This window comes from Bacteroidota bacterium (genome assembly GCA_038746285.1).
In the GTDB taxonomy this organism is placed as follows: domain Bacteria; phylum Bacteroidota; class Rhodothermia; order Rhodothermales; family JANQRZ01; genus JANQRZ01.
Genome location: JBCDKT010000005.1, coordinates 1 through 23000, shown reverse-complemented (window position 1 = coordinate 23000; position 23000 = coordinate 1). Strand labels below are relative to the sequence as shown.

The window sequence follows — 23000 nt, the reverse complement described above, 5'->3', positions numbered from 1 at the left end:
TGGGTAGAGTAGCGGCTTGGAGTGGAGGAGCGTCGCCTGAGTGTCGGCCGTGCGCAGAATCGAGTTAAGAGCGGGCCGGGCGAAGCCCCCGAACGGATTCGAGTTGCAGCTCAGCTTGTATGACACGCATGTGTCACCGCTCCAGTGTTTATTGCGGTTGCCGCGAGGGTCTCCTGCTTCCTGCCCGGCACCAACCGTTCCCATTCTCCTACCTCTCGTTTACCATGCCTTCTATCCTTGAGATGACCCACGACCTCGCCCAGCTCGCCGACTCCGGCCAGTGGAAAGAGGCCATCGACACCTACTACGCCGACGACGTGACGATCACCGAGGCGACCGGTGAGACCGCCCAGGGCCGCGAGACCCAGCTCGGCCGCATGGCCGAGTTCTTCGGGTCGATCCGCGAGGTGCACGGCGGCGGCATCCACGTCGTCACCGCCAACGAGGACGCGGGCGTGTCCATGATCGAGTCCTGGTTCGACGCGACGTTCGCCGACGGCAAGCGGACCAACCTGGAAGAGGTCGAGCGCTATGTGTGGAAGGACGGCAAGGTGACCGACGCCCGGTTCTACTACGCCACCTCCGAGCCGTCGGCGTAGCGCAGGCGGCGGGTTGAAGACCACGCGCGCGAGGCGTACCATACGGCGGCAGGCACGCACGCCTGCCGCCGTCTCTTTTCTCCCCTCTCCCCGCACGTGAGCGTCCTCGACACCGACATCGAAGAACTACAGGGCGTCGGGAAGCGGCGGGCCGAGCCGTTGCGCAAGGCCGGCGTCCAGACCTTCCGCGACCTCCTCCGCACCTACCCCCGGCGCTACCTCGACCGCTCGACCGTCACCCCGATCCGCCAGCTCGTGGCCGGCGAGCCGGTGACCGTCGTCGGGGTCGTCCAGGCGAAGGGGATGATCCCCGGGCGCGGCGGCAAGCGGCGGCTCGAACTCCGCGTCCAGGACGCCTCCGGCGGCACCCTCAAGTGCGTCTGGTTCCGGGGCGCTACCTACATCCAGCGCCTCTTCGAGACCGGCGGGCGCTTCGCCTTCCACGGCAAGCCCGAGCAGTACGGCCGCACCTTCTCCCTTGCCCACCCTGACTTCGACCGGCTCGACGACGAGGGCGCGGCGCTCGACACGGGCCGCATCATCCCGCTCTACCCCGGCGGCGCGGCGCTCGAAAAAGTCGGCCTCAACAGCCGGGCGTTCCGGCGGCTCGTCTACGGCCTTATCAAGGAGCACGGCCTCGAGATTCCCGAAGTCTTGCCGGACTGGGTGTGCGAGGAGTACGATCTCATCCCCGGCAACGTCGCGCTCCGGGCGATCCACTTTCCGAAGGACCGGGGCGAGCTCGGCCGGGCGATGCGGCGGTTGAAGTTCGAGGAGTTGTTCTTCCTCCAGCTCCTCCTCGCCCTCACGCGCGAACAGCGCGCCGAGGTCGCCGGTCCAGCCTTCCGTGCACCCGGCGAGTTCGCGCGGCAGTTCGTGACCGAGGTGCTGCCGTTCACGCTGACGGGCGCGCAGCAGCGGGCCGTCGAGGCCATCGCGGCCGACACGATGAGCGGGACCCAGATGAACCGCCTCGTCCAGGGCGACGTCGGGAGCGGGAAGACGGTCGTCGCCGTCGCGGCGATGATGCAGGCGCTCGACTCGGGCTTCCAGAGCGCCTTCATGGCCCCGACCGAGATCCTCACCGAGCAGCACTACGCCAACCTCAAAGACTACCTCGAACCGCTCGGGGTCGAGGTCCGGCTGCTCATCGGCGGGCAGCGGAAGAAGCTCCGCGAGGAGATCCTGGGCGACCTGAAAAAAGGCCGCGCGGCGGTCGCGGTCGGGACCCACGCGCTCATCGAGGAGACGGTCGAGTTCCAGAACCTCGGCCTCGCTGTCGTCGACGAGCAGCACCGGTTCGGGGTGATGCAGCGCGCGCGGATGTTCCGCAAAGGCTCCCGCCCGCACATGCTCCTCATGACCGCGACGCCCATCCCCCGCTCGCTCGCGATGACCGTCTACGGCGACCTCGACGTGACCGTCATCGACGAGCGGCCGGCCGGGCGCAAGCCGATCCAGACCAAGCTCTACACCGAGAAGCGCCGCGAGGAAGCCTACGCGTTCATCAAGGACCAGCTCCGGTCCGGGCGGCAGGCCTACGTCGTCTACCCCCTCGTCGAGGAGTCGGAAAAGCTCGACCTCAAAGACGCAGAGACCGGCTTCGAGAATCTTCAGGAGCGGTTCCGGCCCTACCGGGTCGACCTCGTCCACGGGCGGATGTTCGCCTACGAGAAGGAGGAGGCGATGGACCGCTTCAAGTCGGGCGAGACCGACATCCTCGTCGCCACGACCGTGATCGAGGTTGGCGTCGACGTCTCGAACGCGACCGTGATGGTGATCGAGCACGCCGAGCGCTTCGGGCTCTCGCAGCTCCACCAACTTCGGGGCCGCGTCGGGCGGGGCGCGGAGCAGAGCTACTGCCTCCTCATGGCCGACTACAAGCGCTCCGCCGAGGCTGAGGAGCGCCTCGAAGCCATGCTCGCCACCGACGACGGCTTCGTGATCTCCGAGACCGACCTCAAGCTCCGCGGCGCGGGCGACTTCTTCGGCACCCGCCAGTCCGGCCTCCCGGCCTTCAAACTCGCCGACGTCGTCCGCGACGCCGAACTACTAAGTCTTGCCCGCGAAGCCGCCTTCGCCCTCGTCGAGCGCGACCCCGACCTCCGGCAGGCCGAGCACGTCGAGACCCGCCGCGCCTTCGCCCGCACCGCCCCCAAAAGCCTCGGCTTCGCCCGCGTAGGGTGAGTAGCCGGATTACGCCGAGTGGACCAAGGCGTCTATTACAGTACTCTACCCCCTCCTGTCATCCTGAACACTCTCTTGTCATCCTGAACTCGTTTCAGGGTCTCGTGAGGGATGGCATGAGCCTCAGATCCCGAAACAAGTTCGGGATGACATGAAGGAGAGAGAAACGGACTGATGAAAGTGCATCGCTATTATGTCTACATCTTGTCGAACCGACGGCGGACGGTCCTCTACGTCGGGATGACGAACGACTTGACGCGGCGGGTAGCAGAGCACAAGGCGGGGCGCGTTGAGGGCTTCACGAAACGCTACCGCGTCCGGGATTTGCTCTGGGTCGGGACGTTCCGAGACGCGAACGACGCGGTTGCGCGCGAGAAGCAGCTCAAGAATTGGCACCGCGACTGGAAATGGAACCTCGTCCGCCAGCAGAACCCCAACCTCGTCGATCTTGCAGACGCCATGACTGCGTGATCCGCACCGCTTCCGAAAGCCTCGGCTTCGCCCGCGTGGGCTAGAGCGGCTCGGTGTCTTTGCCCAGGAGACGCAGGTAATGATCATACACGTAGAGTCGGCCCCGGTCCTCGCCCGTCACCTCCTTCACGATGCCGACCCCTTCGAGGCGCCCGAGCGCGTCCCGCACCGTCGGGTAGCTCAAATCGAGCCGCTCGGTCGCAGCGGGAATCGTCGTGAGGGGATGCCGCTGAAGCATCTCGAAGACGGCGCGTGCTGACGCCGCACCGCGCCCAAGAACCTCGATTTTGCCTCGGTCTGCGTCGAAGAGAGCGAGCGCCTCCTGCGCCGTCTGGAGGGCTTCGCGGGCCGTGTCCCGGATGCCCCTGAGAAAGTACCAGAGCCAGCCTTCCCAGTCGCCTTCAGTGCGGACGCGCTGGAGGTGATCGTAGTACGCCTGCCGGCTCGTCTTGAAGTAGAGGCTGAGGTAGAGTACCGGCTCTGTCAGCACGTCTTGCTCGCGTAGCAGCAAGGTGATAAGCAGCGGCCCGACGCGCCCGTTGCCGTCGAGGAAGGGGTAGATCGTCTCGAACTGAACATGCGCGAGGCCCGCTTTCAGCAGTACGGGGTAGTCCGGGTCGTGGAAGAAGTGCCCGAACGGATTGAGACGTCCCATCACCTCACCGGGCGGAGGTGGTACGAACGTCGCCTGGCTCGGGCACCGCCCGCCGAGCCACACCTGCGAGCGGCGGAACTCGCCGGGCGACTTAGCATCTGGGGAGGTGGCCGGGGACGGACTCGAACCGCCGACACACGGATTTTCAGTCCGTTGCTCTACCACCTGAGCTACCCGGCCTGGAGGGCTGCGCGAACGCAGGGCGAGAATATACGCAGCCCGCGCCGCGCGCCTGAGGGGGAAACTTGGTGAAGACACCGCCGGGCCGGCACAGCCTGCCGGGACGCAGCAACCCGGCTTCGAACGGTAGCGCACGCCGCTCGGTGTTCGAGGCTTCGCAGCTTGGCTCTTTCCAAAAGACCGCATCCGGTGGGGGGCGAAGTCTGATGGGTCAGGGAATGCTGAGCGGGCTCGAAAACCGCGCGCCCTGGCTCCCGGCGGCTTGAGTCGGCTGCTCGGTTGCCGTTTCGACCCGCACGGCCTAGCTGATTAAGCGGGCCGCTGGGAGAGGCGATGGCTTGTCCGCATGCCTCGCTCACGCCCAAGACGCTGTATCTGAGCGGGCTACGACTTCCACCACAAGCCTACCACGGTAACGATGACTTGTCCTGATCGACGTTTGAGCCGAAGCGTCCTCGTCCTCCTCGCAGGGTCCGCCCTGCTTCTGCTCGCGCCCTCCAGCACCGCGCAGGCGCCCTTCCTCGAAACCGGCGGCCTTGTCGTCATCGAGGCCGAGACGGAACTCGTCCCGGGCGGCGGCCACCCCGACGGCTGGCGGCTGATGCCGGACGAGGCCGACAGCGACCACCCGGCGTTCCCCGGCGCTACCGGCGGCCGCTACCTCCAGTGGGACGACGGCAACAACTACGGCAACCCCGGCCAGGGCACGATGGCTTTCCCCGTCCGGATCAGCCAGGCCGGCACCTACCGCTTCCAGTGGCGGAGCAAGGTCGGCTTCGGCTCGAACGCGACCGAGCACAACGACTCGTGGCTCAAGATCGACGCCGACGCCTTCTACGGCGAGAAGGGCAACGGCAGCATCGTCTGCCCGAAGGGCTACGACCCGGCCCAGAACGACTGCACGGGCGACGTGCCCAACGGGTCCGGCTCGGGCGGGTGGTTCAAGGCCTACTCCAGCGGCACCACGGACTGGACCTGGAGCACGCGCACGAGCGACAACGACGCCCACGACCTCTTCGCCCGCTTCGACGCGCCGGGGACCTACACCGTCCGTGTCTCCGGCCGCTCCGACGGTCACCTCCTCGACCGGCTCGTCCTCTACCACAGCTCCGTCGGCAGCGGCGACGCCCTCGACCTCGACAACCCGGAGTCGCCGCGCGACGGGGACTCCGGCGGGGGAGACGTGGTCGTCGAAGGTGAGTTGAAGCGGTGGCACCCGGTCTCGCTCACCTTCACCGGGCCGGACGTCAGCGAGAGCGACAGTGCGAACCCCTTCCTCCGCTACCGCCTGAACGTCGCGGTGACGGCGCCAAGCGGGGCCGTCCACGTCGTCCCGGGCTTCTTCGCCGCCGACGGCGACGCGGCCGAGACGAGCGCGGCCGCCGGCGACCAATGGCGCGCGATCTACACCCCGGCCGAGACGGGGACCCACACGTTCGCCGCCTCGTTCCGCGAGGGCACCGACGTCGCTGTCAGCCTGAGCCCGGGGGCCGGGACGCCGACCGCGTTCGATGGCCTCGCCGGGTCGTTCGCCGTCGGTGAGACCGACAAGAGCGCGCCCGACTTCCGAGGACGCGGCGTGCTCCGCTACGTCGGCGAGCACTACCTCCGCTTCGACGACGGCTCGTACTTCATCAAGGGCGGTGCCGACAGCCCCGAGAATTTCCTCGGCTACTACGAGTTCGACAACACCCAGGACAACGGCGGCAGCGGCAACGACCTCACCGACGGCCTCCACCGCTACGACCCCCACCTCGGCGACTGGCAGAGCGGCGACCCGACGTGGCAGGGCGGCAAGGGCAAGCGGATCGTCGGCGCGGTCAACTACCTCGCCTCGGAGGGCGTCAACTCGCAGTACTTCATCACGATGAACGTGCAGGGCGACGGCCGCGAGGTCTACCCGTGGACGGCCTACGGCGAGCGCCGCCGCTTCGACGTCTCGAAGCTCGCGCAGTGGGACGTCGTCCTCCGCCACATGACGGCCCGGGGCGTGAAGCTCCATGTGCTTACCCAGGAGACCGAGAACGACCAGCTCCTCAACGGCGGCGACCTCGGGACCGAGCGCAAGCTCTACTACCGCGAACTCGTCGCCCGCTTCGGCTACCACCCGGCCCTCGTGTGGAACCTCGGCGAGGAGAACACCAACACCGACGCTCAGCGCCGCGCCTTCGCCGACTACGTCCGCGCGCTCGACCCCTACGCCCACCCGATCGTGGTCCACACCTACCCCGGCGACCACGAGGCCGTGTTCGGCCCGCTCCTCGGGTTCCCGAACCTGGACGGCCCGAGCCTCCAGCTCGGCGGGATGAACAACGGCTACGGGCCGAGCGAGGAGTGGGTCCGCCGCTCCGCCGACGCCGGGCGGCCGTGGGTCGTCACGCTCGACGAGCCGGGCAACGCGACGGTCGGGTGCTCGCCCGACGGGGCGGGCAACAACCACCGCGCCTGCCGCGGCGAGGCGCTCTGGGCCAACCTCTTCGCCGGCGGCGCGGGCGTCGAGTGGTACTTCGGCTACAGCCGGCCCCACAACGACCTCGACCTCGAAGACTTCCGCAGCCGCGACCGGCTCTGGGACTACACCCGCTACGCGGTCTCGTTCATGCATGACCACCTCCCGTTCACCGAGATGGCGACGGTCCGTGCCTCGTCCGTTGGGGCCGACGGCGACACCTACCTCTTCGCCCAGGACGCGCCCGACGACGGCTGGTTCGTCGCGGCCGTCTACCTCCCCGACGGGACCGACGCCTTCGACATCCCCGCCGGGACATACACCGTCGCGTGGTTCGACCCCCGGAACGGGGGCGCGCTCCAGAGCGGTAGCGTCCCGACCGTGAGCGAAGGGGCGGACCAGTCGCTCGGTACGCCGCCGGGCAGCCCGTCCGAGGACTGGGTCGCGCTCCTCACCCGCACCGACGCCCCCGACGCGCCGAACCTCAGCATCGCACCAGGCACGCTCAACTTCGGCGCCGTCGAGGTGGGCGAGACGGTCACGCGCACGCTCGGCCTCCGCAACACCGGCACGGCTCCGCTGACGGTCCAGTCGCTCGCGCTCGGCGGCCCCGACGCAGCCGACTTCGAGCTGGCGACCGACCCGTCGCCGGTCGTGCTCGGCCCCGGCGGGGAGGCCGCGGCCGAGGTCGCGTTCAGCCCAAGTTCCGAAGGCGGAAAGAGCGCCACGCTCCGCATCGCCAGCGACGACCCGGACACGCCGACGACGACCGTAGCGCTCACCGGAGCGGGCGGCAGCGCGTCGGTCGCCGTCGCCAGCTTCACCCTCGTCGACGCCGACACGGACGAGGACGTGGGGCCGCTTGCGGACGGAGACCGGCTCGTGGTTGGAGAGATGCCGGCCCACATCAACGTGCGCGCGAACACGGTTCCTGCGGTGGTCGGGAGCGTCCGGTTCCGGCTGAACGACGACGCAAACTACCAAACGGAGAACAGCGCGCCCTACGCCCTTGCCGGCGACGCCGAGGGCGACTACAACCCGTGGACGCCAGCACCGGGGGCGTACGAGTTGACGGCAACGCCGTTCGAGGGCGCGAACGCGTCGGGCGGTGCCGGGACGGCGCTCGCCATCACGTTCACCGTCGCCGCTGCCACCGACGTGGAGCCCGAGGACGTGAGCGACCGGGTGGTGCTGCTCCAGGCAGCGCCGAACCCGCTGCGGGACCGAGCGACGGTGCGCTTCCGCTTGCCCGCCTCGGTGCACACCCACGTCGCCGTCTACACCCTCCTCGGCGAGCGCGTCGCTGTGCTGGTGGACGGGGTACTCGCAAGCGGCCTCCACACGGTGCCCTTCCGCGCCGGTAGTCTCCCCAGCGGAGTCTACCTCCTCCGCGTGGCCACTGCGCGCGACGAGGCGACCCGGAAACTCGTGCTGATCCGCTAGGTGCTGCCGGGCGATGACCTCGCCGCCAGACAGTGCACCTGAGCAGCGGGGCCCTGTCGGCACACGTCGGCAGGGCCTCTTGCGTCGGGCGCGCGGAGGTGGCGGTGCCCGTGGCGCGCCAGAAATATCTGCCCCCTTGTTGACATTATGTCAAAGAATGACTATACTTCATTGCAGACAGACAACCTCCGATGACCCAGCCCTCGCTCACCGCCCAGCGCCGCGCCGAAGAAAAGGAGCAGCGCCGCCAGTCGATCCTCGACGCCGCCGAGCACAGTATCGGCCGCAAGGGCCTCGACGCGCTCACGATGGGTGACATCGCCGAGGCCGCCCGCCTCAGCCGAGGCCTCGTCTACGTCTACTTTCAGGACAAAATCGACCTCTTCAACGCGCTCGCTCACCAGGCGATGACGGAGCTCACCAGCCGGTTCCAGGCAGCCGTCGCCGCGCACGAGGAGGGGATCAGCCAGATTCGCGCGGTCGGGCACGCGTACATCACCTTCGCCTACGAGCGGCCGGTGCTCTTCGAGGCCCTCGCCCGGTTCGAGACCCGGGAACTCGACCCCGACGAGGCCGAGCACCACGAGGCGGCGATGCTCGGCGCGAGCCACAGTACGATGGAGACGATGATCGGCGCGATTGCCCACGGGCAGGCCGACGGCTCTATCCGCCCCGACCTCGACCCCGCCAAGACGGCCGTCACGCTGTGGGGGTTCATCCACGGCATGATCCAGGTCGGCTCGATGAAAAACGCGATGCTGGAGCAGCAGTTCGGCTTCGACAGCGAGGCGCTGATGGGCCACGCCTTCGAGATGGCGGACCTCATGCTGCGCCCGAGCTAGCCCTTTTTTTGCCTCATTTGTTGACACTCTGTCACTCAGCGACACAAAGCCAACATGCACCGACGCTCCCTGCCCCTCCTCACGCTCCGGCTCGCCGCGCTCAGCCTGACCGCGCTCCTGGCAGCAGCCCCACTCGCAGCCCAGCCCGGCTCGGCTTCCGACGCCCAGCAGCGCCTCGACGCCTACGTCGAGGAAGCCCTCGGGGCCAACCTCGCGCTCCAGCAGCGGGCGTTCGACCTCGCCGCGAGCCGCCACGCGCTTGCGGCGGCGCGGCGACAGTTCTTCCCCGCGCTCTCGGTCGAGGCCCGGTTCTCCCGCGCGGGCGGGGGCCGCACGGTCAACCTCCCGCTCGGCGACCTGCTTAACCCGGTCTACGGTACGCTGAACGACCTCCTCGCCGCCGAGGGCCAGGACCCCGCGTTCCCGACGCTCGCCAACGAAGAGATCGAGTTTCTGCGCGACCAGGAGCAGGACACGCGGCTTCGGGTCGTGCAGCCGCTCTACCAGCCGCGCCTGAGCGCCGCCGTCCGGCTCAACCGCCACCTCGTCGCGTCGAGGGAGGCCGAGGTCGAGGCGTTCCGGCGGGCGCTCGCGCGCGACGTACGCGTGGCCTACTTCGAGTACCTCCAGGCCGGGCGCGCTGTCGCCATCTTCGAGGCCGCCTCGGGGCTCGTCGGGGAGAACCTGCGGACGGCCGAGCGGCTCCGGCGCAGCGACCGCGTTCTCGCCGACGCCGTCCTCCGCGCCCGAGCCGAGACGTTCGCCGTGGCGCAGCAGGTGGCCGAGGCCGAGCGTGACCGGGACCTCGCCCGGTCGTACCTCAACGCGCTCCTCAACCGACCGCTCGACACACCGCTGGAAGCCGACGAAGACGCGACCTGGGACCTCCCGAGCGCCGAGCCTGGGACCTGGCTCCAGCGCACTGGGTCGAGCCAGACAGCGCCAGTCTTCGGCGACCCGGCGTTCGGCGATGTGCTCGCGGCGATGCAGGACGCGGCGGTCGCGCAGCGGTTCGAACTGGCCCAGCTCGACGCGGCGATCGACGCCCGCGAGGCCGAGGTGCGGCTGAACCGGGCGGCCTACCTCCCCGGCGTCTCGGCCGCGCTCGACGGCGGCATCCAGGGCCGGGGCTACGGCTTCGAGGGCGAGCAGCCGTTCTACCTCGCCTCAGTGGTCCTCTCGTGGAGCCTCTTCGACGGCGGGGCCGACCGAGCGCGCGTGCGCGAGGCCCAGGCCGTCGCCGACCGAACGCGGGCGCAGCGGGCCGAGGCTGCCCAGCAGATCCGACTCCAGGTGCAGCAGGCCTTCGACGCCGTCCGCGTCGCCCAGACTTCGCTCGCAACCGCCACCGAGCGCCTCACCGCCGCCGCCGAGGGGTTCCGCCTCACCCAGCGCCTCGCCGCCGAGGGGCGCGCCAACCAGGTCGTGTTCGTGGACGCCCGGACAACGCTCACGAGCGCCCAGCTCAACCTGAACGTGACGCGCTACGCCCTGCTCGCCCGCCTCGCCGACCTCGAATTCGCCGTCGGCGGCGTGCTCCCCGACTGATTCTCCGAACGACACCTGCTCTTCCGACCCCTACTGTCATGACATCAGCTCGACACCTTCTGATAGCCTGCGTCCTCGCGGCGCTCCCCCTCCTCGCCGGCTGCGGCACCGACGCCTCGGCGGACGAGGCCCCGAGTACCGCCGAGCCTGTTCCCGTCGAGGTCGTCGCCGTCGTGGCGGCCGAGCAGACGCTCCCGGTCCGGTCGAGCGGGCGGCTCGCCTCGAAGTCCGAGCGCGCGCTCTCGTTCAAGATCAGCGGCTTGGTGGCCCGGGTCAACGTGGACGAAGGCGGCGCCGTCCGCGCCGGCCAGGTGCTGGCCCGGCTCGACCCGCGCGAGATTGACGCCCAGGTGCTCCAGGCCGAGAGCGCGCTCGCCAAGGCCGAGCGCGACCTCGCCCGCGCCGAGCGCCTCCTCGCCGACTCCGTCGCCACGCTCGAAGCCGTCCAGGACGCTCGCACGGGGGTCGAGGTCGCCCAGGCGCAGCTCGACATCGCGGCCTTCAACCGGCGCTACGCGACGATCACGGCCCCGGCCGCCGGCCGCGTGCTCCGTCGCCACGCCGAGCCGAACGAACTCGTCCAGCCCGGCCAGCCCGTTCTCACGCTTGGCACGGCCGCCGACGGCTGGGTGGTCCGCCTCGGCGTCGCTGACCGGGACATCGTCCGCCTCGCCCTCGGCGACCCGGCGACGGTCCGCTTCGACGCCTACCCCGGCGTCGTCTTCGAGGGCCGGGTGACCGAACTCGCAAGCGCGGCCGACCCGGCGACGGGGACGTTCGAGGTCGAGGTCGCCGTGCCCGACGCCGAGCGGCGGCTGCGGTCGGGCTTCGTGGCGCAGGTCGACCTCCGGCCGAGCGCGGGCGAGCGCTACGCTCTCGTCCCGGTCGACGCGCTCGTGGCGGGCGACGGCGACACGGGGACCGTCTTCGGGATCGAGCCGGGGGCGGGCGGCGCGGCGACGGCGCGCCAGCTGACGGTCGAGATCGCCGCTGTCAGCGGTGACCACCTCGCGGTGCGCTCGGGGCTGGGCGGCGTCGCCCACCTCGTCACGACCGGCGCGGCCTACCTCACCGACGGCGCGGCTGTGCGCGTGGTCGAGCCGTCGGAGCCGCAGTGAACTCGTTGCTCGAACCCACACCCACGGCCTGGCCGCCGATGGCGGATGACAGACCGCAGACCGCCGGCCCGAGCTAATCCCCACCCTCCGCGGTCTGTGGTCAGCGGTCCCTGCCGCGCTCCACGTTTGTCTTTACCTCTTCTGTCCAGAGTCATCCCATGAACCTCCCCAAGCTGGCGATCCAGAACTACCAGTTCACGCTCGTCGTGGTGCTCCTGCTCACGCTGCTCGGCGTGCAGAGCTTCCTCACGATGCCCCGCTCCGAGGACCCGCAGTTCGACATCGCGACGTCGCGCGTGATCGCAGTCTTCCCGGGTGCGAACCCCGAAGACATCGAGAGCCTCGTCGTCGACCCTATCGAGACGGCGATCTACGAACTCGACGACCTCAAAGACCTCGAGACGACCATCCAGGACGGTCTGGCTGTCATCGTAGCCGAGTTCGAAGCCTACGCCGACTCCGACGAGACGCACGACGAGGTCGTCCAGGCGGTCGCGCAGGTGCGCCCGACGCTCCCGGCAGGCGTCGCGGCGGTAGACCTCGTGCAGCTCTCTCCGACCGACGCGGTCACGTTCCAAGTTGCGCTCACCAGTGAGACGGCCAGCTACCGCAGCCTCAAACGCGAGGCAGAGCGCCTCGAAGACGCCTTCGAGCAGGTCGCAGGCGTCCAGGCAGCCGACGTGTGGGCGATCCCCGATCCCGAGGTGCGCATCAGCGTAGACCTCGAGGCGATGCGGGCGCGCAGCGTCACCCTCGGTGAAGTCATGCAGGCGGTCCAGACGGAGGCGCAGAACCTCCCCGGCGGCACCGTCGATGCGGGCGCGAAGCGGTTCACGATCCAGACTTCGGGCGACTACGAGAGCCTCGGCGAGATCGAGCAGACCGTCATCCGGGTGTCGGGCGAACAGGTGCTCTACCTCCGCGACCTTGCCGAGGTGGCCGTCGCCTACGCCGACGAGACCCACCGGGCGCGCTTCAACGGCAGCCGCACCGCCTTCGTCACCATCGCGCAGCGCGAGGGGACCAACATCTTCGACGTGCGGACCGGCCTCGACGCCGCGCTCGCCTCGGTAGTCCCGACGCTGCCGGATGACATGGCCTTGAACGTGGCCTTCGACCAGTCCGAGAGCGTCGACGCGCGCGTGGGCGGATTCTTTGGCAGCCTCCTCCAGGGCGTGCTCCTGGTCGGGATCGTCGTCCTCTTGGCACTGGGGCTGCGCGCCTCGGCCATCGTGATGTTGGCCATCCCCGCCTCGATTCTGATCGCGGTCAACTGGCTCGACCTCGCCGACTACGGCCTCCAGCAGATCTCCATCGTGGGCCTCGTGATCGCGCTTGGGTTGCTGGTGGACAACGCCATCGTGGTCGTCGAGAACGTAGCGCGATACCTCCGCCAGGGCTATGGGCGCTTCGAGGCGGCGGTGGCCGGGACGCGCGAGGTGGCGCTGCCCATCATCGCGGCCACGACGACGAGCGTGCTGGCCTTCGTCCCGATGATCGCGATCCAGTCGGGGACCGGCGACTTCATCCGTTCGATGCCGCTGACCGTCGTCTTCGCGCTCACGGCGTCGCTGGCGCTCTCGCTCACCCTCACGCCAATGATGGCGAGCCGGCTGCTGCGGGGTGGGAATGAAGACCGTCAAGCGGACGGAGCCGAAGGACCTGCGGGCCAGCTTCCAAGCTCTGAGCAGAGCGCCGAGGCAGAACCGAGATCCTTCGACTCGCCACTGCCCGCCCAGGATGACAAGAAAGCAGAGGCGAAGCGGCCACCCCTCCAGCGGCTGCTGGACACCGTCTCCGACCGGGCCTACGTCGGGACGCTGAGTTGGGCGCTGCGGCGGCCTCGGATAGTCGTGGCGATGGCCTTCCTCGCGCTCGTCGGGGCGGGGGCGCTCTTCCCGCTCATCGGGGTCTCGTTCTTCCCCAAGGCGGGCAAGCCGCAGTTCCTCGTCAGCATCGAGACGCCCGAGGGGGCCAACTTCGAGTACACCGACCAGGCCACGCGCGCCATCGAGGCGGTGCTGCGCGACCGCCCGGAGGTCAAGACCGTCGCGGCGAACGTCGGGCGCGACAACCCGCTCGTCTACTACAACGAGATCCCGCGCCGCGAGCGGGCCAACGTGGCCCAGGTGCTCGTCGAGACGTACGACCCCCGCCAGGTCGAGCCGCTCGTGGAGGCCCTGCGGCCCACGTTCGACGCGATGCCCGGCGTGGACGTCGCCTACGAGGTGTTCGAGAACGGGCCGCCCGTCGAGGCCCCCATCGCGGTGAAGGTGCTCGGCCCCGACCTCGTCACCCTCGACCGGCTAGCCCGCGAGGTGGCGACGATCCTCGACAGGACGGAGGGAACACAGAACGTGAACAACCCGCTCGCCCAGCCCAAGACGGACCTCGCTGTGCGCATCGACCGCAGCAAGGCGGGGCTCTTCGGCGTGCCCATCGCTGAGGTCGACCGGACCGTCCTCGCCGCGATGAACGGGTTGCCACTAGGTACCTACCGTGATCCCGAGGGCGAGGACTACGACATCGTCGTCCGCCTCCCCCTCACGGGCCACGACGGCCAGCCGCGCCGCCCGTCGCTCGACGACTTCGACCGCATCGCCGTGGCCTCGATGCACGGCGGGGCGGTTCCGCTGCGGCAGGTCGCCACGCTCGGCTTCGAGCCGGTCCCGACGCGCATCGACCACGTTGACCTCGTGCGCGCCGTCAGCGTGACGTCCGACGTGGACGTGGCGGGCGGCTACAACGAGATCGCGGTCACGCAGGAGGTCGTGGAGCAGGTCGAAGCGCTGGCCTTGCCCCCAGGCTACCGGGTCACCTACGGCGGCAAGCTGGAGGCGCAGCAGGAGAGCTTCGCGAGCCTCGGCGGTGCGCTCCTGGTGGCGCTGCTCGGCATCCTCGCCGTGTTGGTGCTTCAGTTCCGCTCGTTCCGCCAGCCGCTCATCATCATCGTGGCGATCCCGCTGGCTATCATCGGCGCGTTCCCGGCGCTGCTCCTGACCGGCTACGCGTTCAGCTTCATGGCCTTCATCGGGTTTACGAGTCTGATCGGGATCGTGGTCAACAACTCGATCATCCTCGTCGACTATGCCAACCAGCTACGGGCACGAGGGCGCACCGTCGCGGAGGCCGTCTCTGAGGCTGGGCAGACGCGCTTCACGCCGATCCTGCTCACGACGTTCACGACCATCGGCGGGCTGCTCCCGCTCACGCTCACCAACTCGGACCTCTGGAGCCCGCTCGGCTGGGTCATCATCGGCGGCCTCGCCGTCTCGACGCTGCTCACGCTCGTGGTGGTGCCCGCGCTCTACCGGTTGCTCACGCCCGAGGCAGAGCCGCAGCCTGCCTGAGCCCATTCGCTGTTGCCTTTCTCGTTCACCAACCCACACCGAACCATGAATCGACTCGTCCGCACGGCTGCGCTCAGCACTGCCCTCGTGGCGGTGAGCGCCCCCGCCGCCGCCCAGGATGCCGCATCCACCGGCACCATCGTCGTCTCCGTGTCCGGCGTCGCCTCTGACGAAGGAGAGATCGGATGCGCGCTCTTCAACCAGGACGACGGCTTTCCGATGGACCGAGCCTCAGCTCTGCATGCTCAGGAACACGCGGCCAGCCCAGACGGCGTGACGTGCCAGTTCGACGCGCTCACCCCTGGCAGCTACGCCGTGTCGGTCTTCCACGACCGCAATGTCAACGACAAGGTGGACACCAATTTCCTGGGTGTTCCAAAGGAGGACTGGGGCGTCTCGAACGGCGTGCGCCCGAGGATGCGCGCCCCTCGTTTTGAGGAAGCGAGGTTCGACCTCGCCGCAGGCCAGACGCTCACGCTGGATGTCAGGGTAGACGGATGACCAGTTACCAGCTCAAATACGGTCCCTGGGCCGTCGCTACCGCCGCGTCGGCAGGTACCGGACGTGCGTGCGCCGCCGCTCGCCCAGCGCGGGCTGTCGCTCGTCCTGGTGGCGCAGCGCGAAGACCGCCTCCAGACGCTCGCCGACGACCTCGCTGACGACCTCGCCGCTCGCCACGGCAGCCAGCACAGCACGTAGCGCCCGAGGCGGCGCGGTAGTCAGTCAGCCGCCGCGTGCGGAGGCCGAGCACGGCCTCACTCCTGTCCGTCGAAGAGCGGAGCCGGCTTCGGGGCTTTCTCCGGTTTCCGGGTGCCCGTCTTGCGGGCCTTCTTCGGCGTGTTCGACTTCCACGTCCGTGACCCGGGCGCACGCCGCGAGCCGTGCCGCTCGTAAACCTGCTCGGCGAGCGCCCGCGTCTCGGGCAGCCGCTTGATGGCGTAGTAGTCCGCCCGCATCGCCTTCGAGCTTTCGCGCCAGTCGGCGAGCGGTGCCGGGTAGCCCGCGACGGGGTCCAGGTGGTGGTTCAGGATCGCCTCAGCCGGCGCGTCGCGCAGTTCCGGTACCCACCGCTTGACGAAGACCGCGTCGGCGTCGTGGTCGGCGAGCTGCTTGTCGGGGGAGTAGACGCGGAGCTGGTTGATCCCGACGACGCCCGCCTGCATCTGGGTCTGCGAGATGTGGATGCCGGGGGCGTAGTCGGCCCAGCGCCGGGCCATCGGGTAGAGCGTCTTCCGCCAGTCGATGCGGAGCGAGTGGACGGCGGCGCTCGTCACGAAAGCCCGCATGCGGAAGTTGAGGAAGCCGGTCTCGGCCACGCAGCGCATACAGGCGTCGACGAGCGGCCAGCCCGTCGCTCCGGCAAGCCACGCCTCCAGGTGCTCGTCGCCGGGCGTGGGGAGGGCAGCGTAGGCGGCGTTGAGCGGAGCGTGCTCCATCTGCGGCTCCGTCTCGAGGCGCTGCGCGAAGTGGTCGCGCCAGTGGAGCCGGCTCTTGAACGAGCGGAGCGACTTGCGCCATTGCTTCGCCTCTTCGCTAGGCTGGTCCTTCAACTCGGCTTGCCGGGCCTCGGTCGCGGCGTAGGCTTGGCGTCCGGTCAGCGTTCCCCACGCGAGGTGGACCGAGAGGCGCGACCCGCACACGAAGGCGTCGTTCGGCGAGGAGATGCCGCCGGAGTAGCAGACCCCACGCTCGGTCAGGAACGAGGACAGGGTCGCCTCGGCGGCCGTCTCGCTGACCGGCTGGCGGAGGTCGCGCTGCGCGTCGGTCAGCCGGTGCCCGAAGGCTTCGACGGTCGGACGTGCGCCCTCCGGTGGCTGAAGGGCGTGCGCCGCCTCGGGCACGCGGACGCGGGCGAGGGCGGTACCGTCGGGCGCGGGAAGCGGGCCGGCCGCCGTGAACTGCCGCCACCGCCGGCCCCGCGTGTTGCGGTCGATCCCGCCGCGGAAGACGCCGGTCTGCCTGTGCTCGTGCCAGGCCACGCCCTCGGCGCGGCACCAGTCGCCGACGGCGTGGTCGCGCGCGAACGTCACCGCGCTCCCGATCTCCTCGTGGGAGTAGATGGCCTCGAACGGTACGGCCTCGCGCAGTCTGCCGAACGCTTCGACGGCGTCGGCGTGGAGCGCAAGCACGTCGGCGCTGTGCGGCCGGAGCCGGCCGCGGAGGTCGCCGAGGGCCTCGACCCAGGCGGCGACGTGGAAGCCGCTCGTCTCTTCGGCTCGGAGGACGGCCGGCTCGAAGAGGTAGACGGGGAGGACGGTGGAGCCCGAGTTGAGGGCGGCGGTGAGCGCCGGGTTGTCGGCGAGGCGAAAGTCGCTTTTGACCCACCAGAGGACAGTAGCCATGAGTACGCGGAGGGGAGACGTGGAGAGTGCTAACGGTGAGTGGAGGCGCGGAGTTCGCTAACCGCGCAGCGCAGACCTGTCACGAGACCATCACATCGGACGTGCGGCGGAACCCACGCCAGGGCCGCGCGTGAAGCGCCTACCTGTAACTCGTTTCCAGCTTGCACTATGCGCTTTCTTCGCTACGCCCTGCCCCTGCTGATGCTCGCTCCGGCCTTCGCCCAGGCCCAAAGCACGGCGACCTACCGCGTCACCTTCGAGAGCGTCTGGAGCGCCGACACGCACCCCGACGGCTTCCCGCCGGACCCGCACTACTCGCCGCTGATCGGCGCGGCCCACAGCGCGGACGCTTCGCTCTGGGAGGTCGGTGGCCTCGCCTCGCCGGGGATCGAGCAGATGGCCGAGACCGGCGGCACGTCGCAGCTTCGAGGCGAAGTGAGCGGGCTCGTCGGCGACGGCACGGCACTCTCTGTAGTCTCCGGCGGCGGCATCGCGCTCTCGCCCGGCTCGGTCTCGACGACGTTCGACGTGACCGAGGACCACGCGCTCGTCTCGCTCGTCACGATGGTCGCGCCCAGCCCGGACTGGTTCGTCGGCGTCAGCGGCTTTGATCTCCGGGACGACGGCACTTGGTTCGAGGAGGTGAGCGTGGCACTCTACGCCTACGACGCAGGTACGGACAGCGGGGCGAACTACACCTCGCCGAACCAGGACACGAACCCGGCCGAGCCGATCTTCCGCATCGAGGAGCCGCCGTTCGTGGTGGGCGACGAACTGGCGGCGCTCGGGACGTTCACCTTCACGCTCCTCAACACGGTCTCGAACGAGGAGACCGTTGCGGCAGCCCGGTTCGCGCTCGACGCGCCGGCCCCGAACCCGGCGACCTCGCGCTCCGCCTTCCGGCTCTCGCTCGACCAGGCGCAGGCGGTCCAGATAGACGTGTTCGACATCCTCGGCCGCCGCGTGGAGACGGTGCACCGGGGCGCGCTCGCAGCCGGTGTCCACCCGTTCTCGCTCGACGTGCGCAGCCTGACCTCCGGCCTCTACGTCATCCGCGCCAGCGGCTCCGACACCCAGGCCACGCGCCGCCTCGTCGTGCAAGGGCGCTAGCCGGAATCCGCCACGGAATCAGAACGTCTCTCGGCCGGTAGAAGGCTAGAGTCGGTCCCGTGTGAGGTACAACTTGGAAACGCAAGAGATCATCATTCGCGTCTCGCCCGAGGCGGCCCGCTTGTACGAGTCTGCCTCCGAGCAGGACCGCCGCAGGATGGACCTGCTCATCAGTTTGCAGCTTACCGGGAAGACGACCCCGGAGGCGTCGCTCGAAGACATCATGCGCAGGATGAGTCGCGAGGCGCAGCAGAATGGCCTCACGCCGGAGCTTCTAGCTGAGATTCTGAGTGAGTAGCGTGCGGGTTGTCTTCGACACGAACGTTCTCATTAGCGCAGCCTTATTTGAGCAGTCGGTCCCGTTTCAGGCACTTCGCAGCGTGCTCGGTGGAGGCGTTCTGCTGGTTTCCGAGGAGTCGCTGAACGAGGTCGTCGCCGTGCTCCGCCGCGAGAAGTTCGACCGCTACATTTCCGCCGCTACGCGCGAGCGCTTTTTGGGTCTCTTCGTGCGAAGGGCTACCGTCGTGCAGGTCACAGAGACGATCCAGGTTTGCCGCGACTCAGACGACGACCGGCTGCTGGAACTGGCGCTGAGCGGCAACGCTGATTGCATCGTCACTGGCGATGACGACCTGCTCGTGCTGCATCCCTTCCGCGGCATTCCTATTCTGATCCCGCGCGACTTCTTGGACTGGATGGAAACGCAGGCGTAGCCCCGGCCGCGCTCAGAACACGGCGCTGAGTTGGACGCGGACGTTGTGGACGACGGGGGCCTCGCTCGGCGCGCGGCCCTCGTAGTTCAGGCCCGCCCGCAGGAAGCGGTTGAGGGTGTACTGCCCGCTCGCGCTCCACAGGTACGAGGTGCCGTCGCCCCGGCGCTCGGTGAGTTCGAATGCGGCCTGCCCGGCGGTCGCGTCCCCATCGAGGCGGACGTCGGCGCGCTCGCCCTGGAGCAGGAGTTGGAGCCGGCCCGCGACGGCGAAGCGGGCGCGCAGGGGAAGGACGAGGATGCGAGCCGTGAGGTCGTCGCCCGAAGCGCTTGCTTCGGCGTCGCGGTTGCGGGCGTAGCGCACGCCGGCCGAGAGGGAGACGGCCTGCCCGAACCGCCACGTCGCCTCCGGCTCGACCTCGACGCCCCGGATGTCGAACCGGCGCGAGGCGAAGGGGCTGCCGGACGCGTTGCGCTCGGCCGCGCCGCGCAGCTCGCCGCTGAGCGGCCCGAAGAGGACGGCCCGCGCCTCGGCCTCGACGAGCTGGATGCGCCGCCGCTCCAGGCCCGTCGCGAGGCGGTTCGTGCTGCGGAGGTGCTGGCCGAAGAGGCGCCCGCTCCAGCGCGGATCGCCCCGGAAAAAAGCGAACTCCTGCCCGATGCGGAAGCGCCCGCCCAGCGTCGTGGCTTCGTCCTGGAGCACGCCGGGGTTGAGGAGGTAGACGCGCGCCAGGTCGGGCTCCTCGCTCTTCTCCTGCACGTCGAGCGTGGTGAGCGACGAGACCCTGGCGAGCGCGCGCTGCCACCCCGAGGCGTCGTCACCGAACAGGCGGGCCGGGTCGAGGCGGAGGCGGAGGCGGCCCTGCACGCCGATCGTCGGGATGAGGTCGTCGCCGGGGACGAAGGTGCGGGCGTACTGGCCTTCGAGTGGGGTGATCTCCTCGCGGAACTCATCGAGCTGCTGCACGCCGTCGCCGTTGGCGTCCTCCCAGACGAACTCACCAAGCTCGGGCCCGACGAGGAGGTAGATTTCCTGGAGCACCGGCGAGCGTTCGGTCTGGGCTTCGTAGACCGTGTTCAGTTCGACGGCGCGGGCGAGCGGGGTCCAGCGGTTGGTCCAGCGCAGGACGAGGCTCTCGTTGTCGCCGAAGCCAGTCTCCTCGAACGCCTCGGTCGCGTTGCGGAGGCGGTAGGCGACCTGCGCCTCGGTCGTGTAGGTCGCCGACGGGCGGTAGCGGAGGTCGGTCTGGACGGTCGTGACGGTGGCGGCGTCCGCGAAGGCTCCGGCGAGCGGCTGCTCCTCGTCGCGCCACTCGACCGACGCGGCGGCGGTGAGCGTCGAGCTCGTCCAGCCCAGCCCGGGGCGGACTTCGGCGAAGGCGAGCGCCTCGACCACGAGGCTGTCCGTCCCGAGCGCCCGCTGGTCGCGCCGCTCCTGCTCGACCTCGACGAAGGGCACGAGCCGGTCGCCGAGGAGCCGGTAGTCGAGCCGGCCGAGCTGGCGGAGCCACCGGCCCTCCTCGCCAGCGAAGCCGTTCTCCGAATCGACGACGTCGAGCCGGTAGCTGAGGCCGGGCCACCGCTCGCGCCGGAACGCGGCGTCGAGGCCGCCGCGCTGCCCGTCGAACAGGTCCCCGATCTCGATCTGCCCGGCCTCGACCTGGAGGTGCGTCGCCTCGCCGCTCGCCCAGCGGACAACCCCCTCGGCGGTTGACTCGGCGAGGGTGTCGATGCCTGTGAACCCCGCGCCGGCCTGCGCCACGTTCCACGTTCGGTTGAACTCGACCGGCCGGATCCGGCTCAGCGGCTGGAAGGTCTCACCCCGGAGCCGGCCGACGACTTCGGCCGAGAGCGTGCCCGCGTCGAGGCTCCCGAACCGGAGCGGCGTTGGCCGAAGCCGCAGCCCGCCGTAGCCGGCGCTGCCGCCCGCGCCGCCGGCAACGTCGAGGCGGTTGGCGTCGTTCGTGGACCGCGCGATCTCGCCGAAGAGTTCGAGGCCGGCGACGGGCTCGGCGCTCACCTGGAGGTCGAGGACCTGCTGGAGCGTCGGCTTGGGGAGGAGGCGGAGCGGGACGTAGTCGCCCGCGCCAGGGCCGACCCACTCGTAGAGGATGCCGTTGACGGCGCGGCCCGCCCGGCGGTAGTCGCCCGCCCCGACCTCGACGCGCGAGAAGCGGACGCGGAAGACCGAGTCGGCCTCGGCCGTGGCGGGGACGAAGATCGAGACGGTTTGTCCGGCGAAGACCGTGTCCTGACGGGCGTAGAGGACGAACGGGCTCTCGGGGTCGAACGGCACCGGCTCGGCCCCGGAGCGGACGGCGGGGCCGAGCCCGGAGGCTCCGATCAGGTCGAGGTCGGCCTCGGTCAGCCCGAGTTCGTCGGCGAAGGCGGCCCCGTCGGACTCGCGCAGGAGCGTGCCCCGGATGCGGAGGCGCTCGGTCCCGTCGGCGCGTGCCCACAGCCGGGCCTCGGCCTCGGTCCCGACGACCGTCCGCGTGAACTCGCTCGTGGTGTACTCGAAGTCGACCGTGATCCGGCGCTCGGCGGTGACCAGTCGGCGCGGCGTGAAGGTGACCTCGCCCGTCGCGTAGTCGATCACGTAGTCGCTCGCCTCGCCGCGCGTCAGGAGTTGCCCGTCGAGGTAGACCCGCTCGGAGCCCGCGATAACGATAATAAATTGCTCGCCTTCGCGCCCGACGAGCCGGTACGGCCCCTGGACGCCCTCGAGGGCGAGGATGTCCTGGCTCTGGAAGAGGCCGCGCGCCGTCGCGCCCGCGACCGTCGCCGTCGCCCCGGCAAGCGTGCCGCTGAAGAGCGCCGGCGCGTTCGCGGTGACGGCTGCTCCCTGGAGCTTGCGGACGTAGGGCGCGAACTCCGTCCCGGTGAAGGCGAGGTCGATGTCGCCGAGGCGGGCCTGGCCGCGCCGCGTGTCAAGCTGCACGTAGACCCGGTCGAAGTCGGAGAGCCGCTGTGTGGTGCCCTCGGGCTGGATCGGCGTGTTCTCGTCCGTGAGGACGGCCTGGACCTCGACCCCGTCGGCGACCTCGCCCGAGAGTTCCATCCTGAGCCCCGACTCGATCGACACGTCGCGCCGGTTGCCGGCCACGATGCCGCGCGAGATCGACCCCCGCCGCCGCAGCCGGGGCGGCGCGCCGAAGAGCGGCTCGTCGGCCTCGGCGCGCTCCGCCTCCACGACGCGCCGCCGCCCGAGCGTGTCAGTCTCCCCGATCCGCCGCCGGGCGATGGGCCCGTCGAACGCCGCGAGCGGGAGCGTCCGGTAGACCGCGACGAGCGTCGACGAGACCTTCGGGCGCGGGTCTAGCCTGAGGAGGAGCCTGCCCGTACGGGTGTCGAGGGCGTACTGCGTCGTGTCGAGCGCGATGCCGTCGAGCCGGAGTGTGAGCGAGCCGGGGAGGACGAACGGACGAAGCGCGAGCGGCTGCCGGAGGTCGAGCGTGTCGCGGAACGCGCCGAGGTCCCCCCCCCGGAGATCGCCGTCCGGCACCTGCGCGAGCGCGGGCGCGCCCGCGAGCAGAGCGAGGAGCAGGAAGAGTCGGCGAGGCATCGGTCGTTCGCAGGGCCGCGGCGGGCAGCGCCGAAGCGGGCGGGGAAGCAGGCACGCGCAGGGGCAGCGTGGGGGGCCGCCCTGCCGCGAAGTAACGAACGACCGGGTTGTCTCCTCGATTGTTGGCGAAAGCCGCTAATCTAGCCTCGCTGCGCGGGACGGGCAAGGCAGCGTAGACCCCCTGTCCGTCTTGCGTTCGCTGCGCTCCCAGCGCCAGCAGCCTGTTTCAGAGCTGGTAGGAGTAGGCGTTCACACAACTAACTGCCCCTTGGCTCCTGCGATGGCGCTCTCATACCAGTTCTTCAGGATAGTGTCTCACCTACACGAGGTCGTCCCCGCGTAGGCGGGGACCCATGCACCCCCCTGTGTGAAGCGCCGCCGCCTGATGGATGCCCGCCTGCGCGGGCATGACATGAGAGTGAGGCAACAATC

Annotated in this window: 15 protein-coding genes, 1 tRNA gene and 1 pseudogene; 13 read left to right on the top strand and 4 right to left on the bottom strand. The window is 69.8% G+C overall.

The annotated features are described in order from the left end of the window. Positions 1-224: 224 nt before the first annotated feature. The 3 genes from AAGI91_02865 (at position 225) to AAGI91_02855 (ending at position 3257) form a co-directional block, all read left to right on the top strand. On the top strand, positions 225-599 hold the full coding sequence (locus AAGI91_02865) for a nuclear transport factor 2 family protein (protein MEM1041547.1): 375 nt from the start codon (positions 225-227) through the stop codon (positions 597-599). 96 nt (positions 600-695) lie between these two features. Continuing rightward, positions 696-2786 carry an ATP-dependent DNA helicase RecG gene (gene recG / locus AAGI91_02860; GenBank protein MEM1041546.1) on the top strand — a complete coding sequence of 697 codons (2091 nt, stop codon included), beginning with the start codon at positions 696-698 and terminating at the stop codon, positions 2784-2786. Positions 2787-2960: 174 nt separating this feature from the next. After that, positions 2961-3257 carry a GIY-YIG nuclease family protein gene (locus AAGI91_02855; protein MEM1041545.1) on the top strand — a complete coding sequence of 99 codons (297 nt, stop codon included), beginning with the start codon at positions 2961-2963 and terminating at the stop codon, positions 3255-3257. A gap of 40 nt (positions 3258-3297) precedes the next feature. Here the strand turns inward: AAGI91_02855 and AAGI91_02850 are convergent. Then, positions 3298-3990, bottom strand: a pseudogene (locus AAGI91_02850) (Fic family protein). 29 nt (positions 3991-4019) lie between these two features. Continuing rightward, positions 4020-4092: transfer RNA gene (locus AAGI91_02845), tRNA-Phe, on the bottom strand. 439 nt (positions 4093-4531) lie between these two features. Between AAGI91_02845 and AAGI91_02840 the strand changes: the two genes are divergently transcribed. The 7 genes from AAGI91_02840 to AAGI91_02810 all read left to right on the top strand — a co-directional run bounded on the left by AAGI91_02840 (position 4532) and on the right by AAGI91_02810 (position 15541). Next, on the top strand, positions 4532-7984 hold the full coding sequence (locus AAGI91_02840) for a choice-of-anchor D domain-containing protein (protein MEM1041544.1): 3453 nt from the start codon (positions 4532-4534) through the stop codon (positions 7982-7984). A 191-nt stretch (positions 7985-8175) separates the two neighbouring features. Then, complete coding sequence (locus AAGI91_02835) at positions 8176-8826, top strand: TetR/AcrR family transcriptional regulator (protein ID MEM1041543.1); 651 nt, start codon at positions 8176-8178, stop codon at positions 8824-8826. A gap of 54 nt (positions 8827-8880) precedes the next feature. Beyond that, positions 8881-10374, top strand: a complete 1494-nt coding sequence (locus AAGI91_02830) for a TolC family protein (GenBank protein ID MEM1041542.1) — start codon at positions 8881-8883, stop codon at positions 10372-10374. A 38-nt stretch (positions 10375-10412) separates the two neighbouring features. Continuing rightward, entirely contained in the window at positions 10413-11492 is a 1080-nt protein-coding gene (locus AAGI91_02825) for an efflux RND transporter periplasmic adaptor subunit (protein ID MEM1041541.1), read from the top strand. Positions 11493-11650: 158 nt separating this feature from the next. Beyond that, positions 11651-14842 (top strand): efflux RND transporter permease subunit, encoded by a 3192-nt coding sequence (locus AAGI91_02820; GenBank protein ID MEM1041540.1) that lies wholly within the window; start codon positions 11651-11653, stop codon positions 14840-14842. 45 nt (positions 14843-14887) lie between these two features. Continuing rightward, on the top strand, positions 14888-15343 hold the full coding sequence (locus AAGI91_02815; protein MEM1041539.1) for a DUF2141 domain-containing protein: 456 nt from the start codon (positions 14888-14890) through the stop codon (positions 15341-15343). A 63-nt stretch (positions 15344-15406) separates the two neighbouring features. Beyond that, complete coding sequence (locus AAGI91_02810) at positions 15407-15541, top strand: hypothetical protein (protein ID MEM1041538.1); 135 nt, start codon at positions 15407-15409, stop codon at positions 15539-15541. A 56-nt stretch (positions 15542-15597) separates the two neighbouring features. Here AAGI91_02810 and AAGI91_02805 read toward each other — a convergent pair whose 3' ends face one another. Further along, positions 15598-17184, bottom strand: a complete 1587-nt coding sequence (locus tag AAGI91_02805) for an FAD-binding domain-containing protein (GenBank protein MEM1041537.1) — start codon at positions 17182-17184, stop codon at positions 15598-15600. A gap of 168 nt (positions 17185-17352) precedes the next feature. On the opposite strand from AAGI91_02805, the gene AAGI91_02800 reads away from it, so the two are divergent. The 3 genes from AAGI91_02800 to AAGI91_02790 all read left to right on the top strand — a co-directional run bounded on the left by AAGI91_02800 (position 17353) and on the right by AAGI91_02790 (position 19007). Continuing rightward, on the top strand, positions 17353-18294 hold the full coding sequence (locus AAGI91_02800) for a spondin domain-containing protein (protein MEM1041536.1): 942 nt from the start codon (positions 17353-17355) through the stop codon (positions 18292-18294). A 73-nt stretch (positions 18295-18367) separates the two neighbouring features. Continuing rightward, positions 18368-18592: a hypothetical protein gene (locus AAGI91_02795; protein ID MEM1041535.1), complete on the top strand. Its 225-nt coding sequence runs from the start codon at positions 18368-18370 to the stop codon at positions 18590-18592. 1 nt (position 18593) lies between these two features. Then, positions 18594-19007 carry a putative toxin-antitoxin system toxin component, PIN family gene (locus tag AAGI91_02790; GenBank protein ID MEM1041534.1) on the top strand — a complete coding sequence of 138 codons (414 nt, stop codon included), beginning with the start codon at positions 18594-18596 and terminating at the stop codon, positions 19005-19007. 12 nt (positions 19008-19019) lie between these two features. On the opposite strand, the gene AAGI91_02785 is transcribed toward AAGI91_02790, so the two are convergent. Continuing rightward, complete coding sequence (locus tag AAGI91_02785; GenBank protein MEM1041533.1) at positions 19020-22568, bottom strand: hypothetical protein; 3549 nt, start codon at positions 22566-22568, stop codon at positions 19020-19022. Positions 22569-23000: the final 432 nt, after the last annotated feature.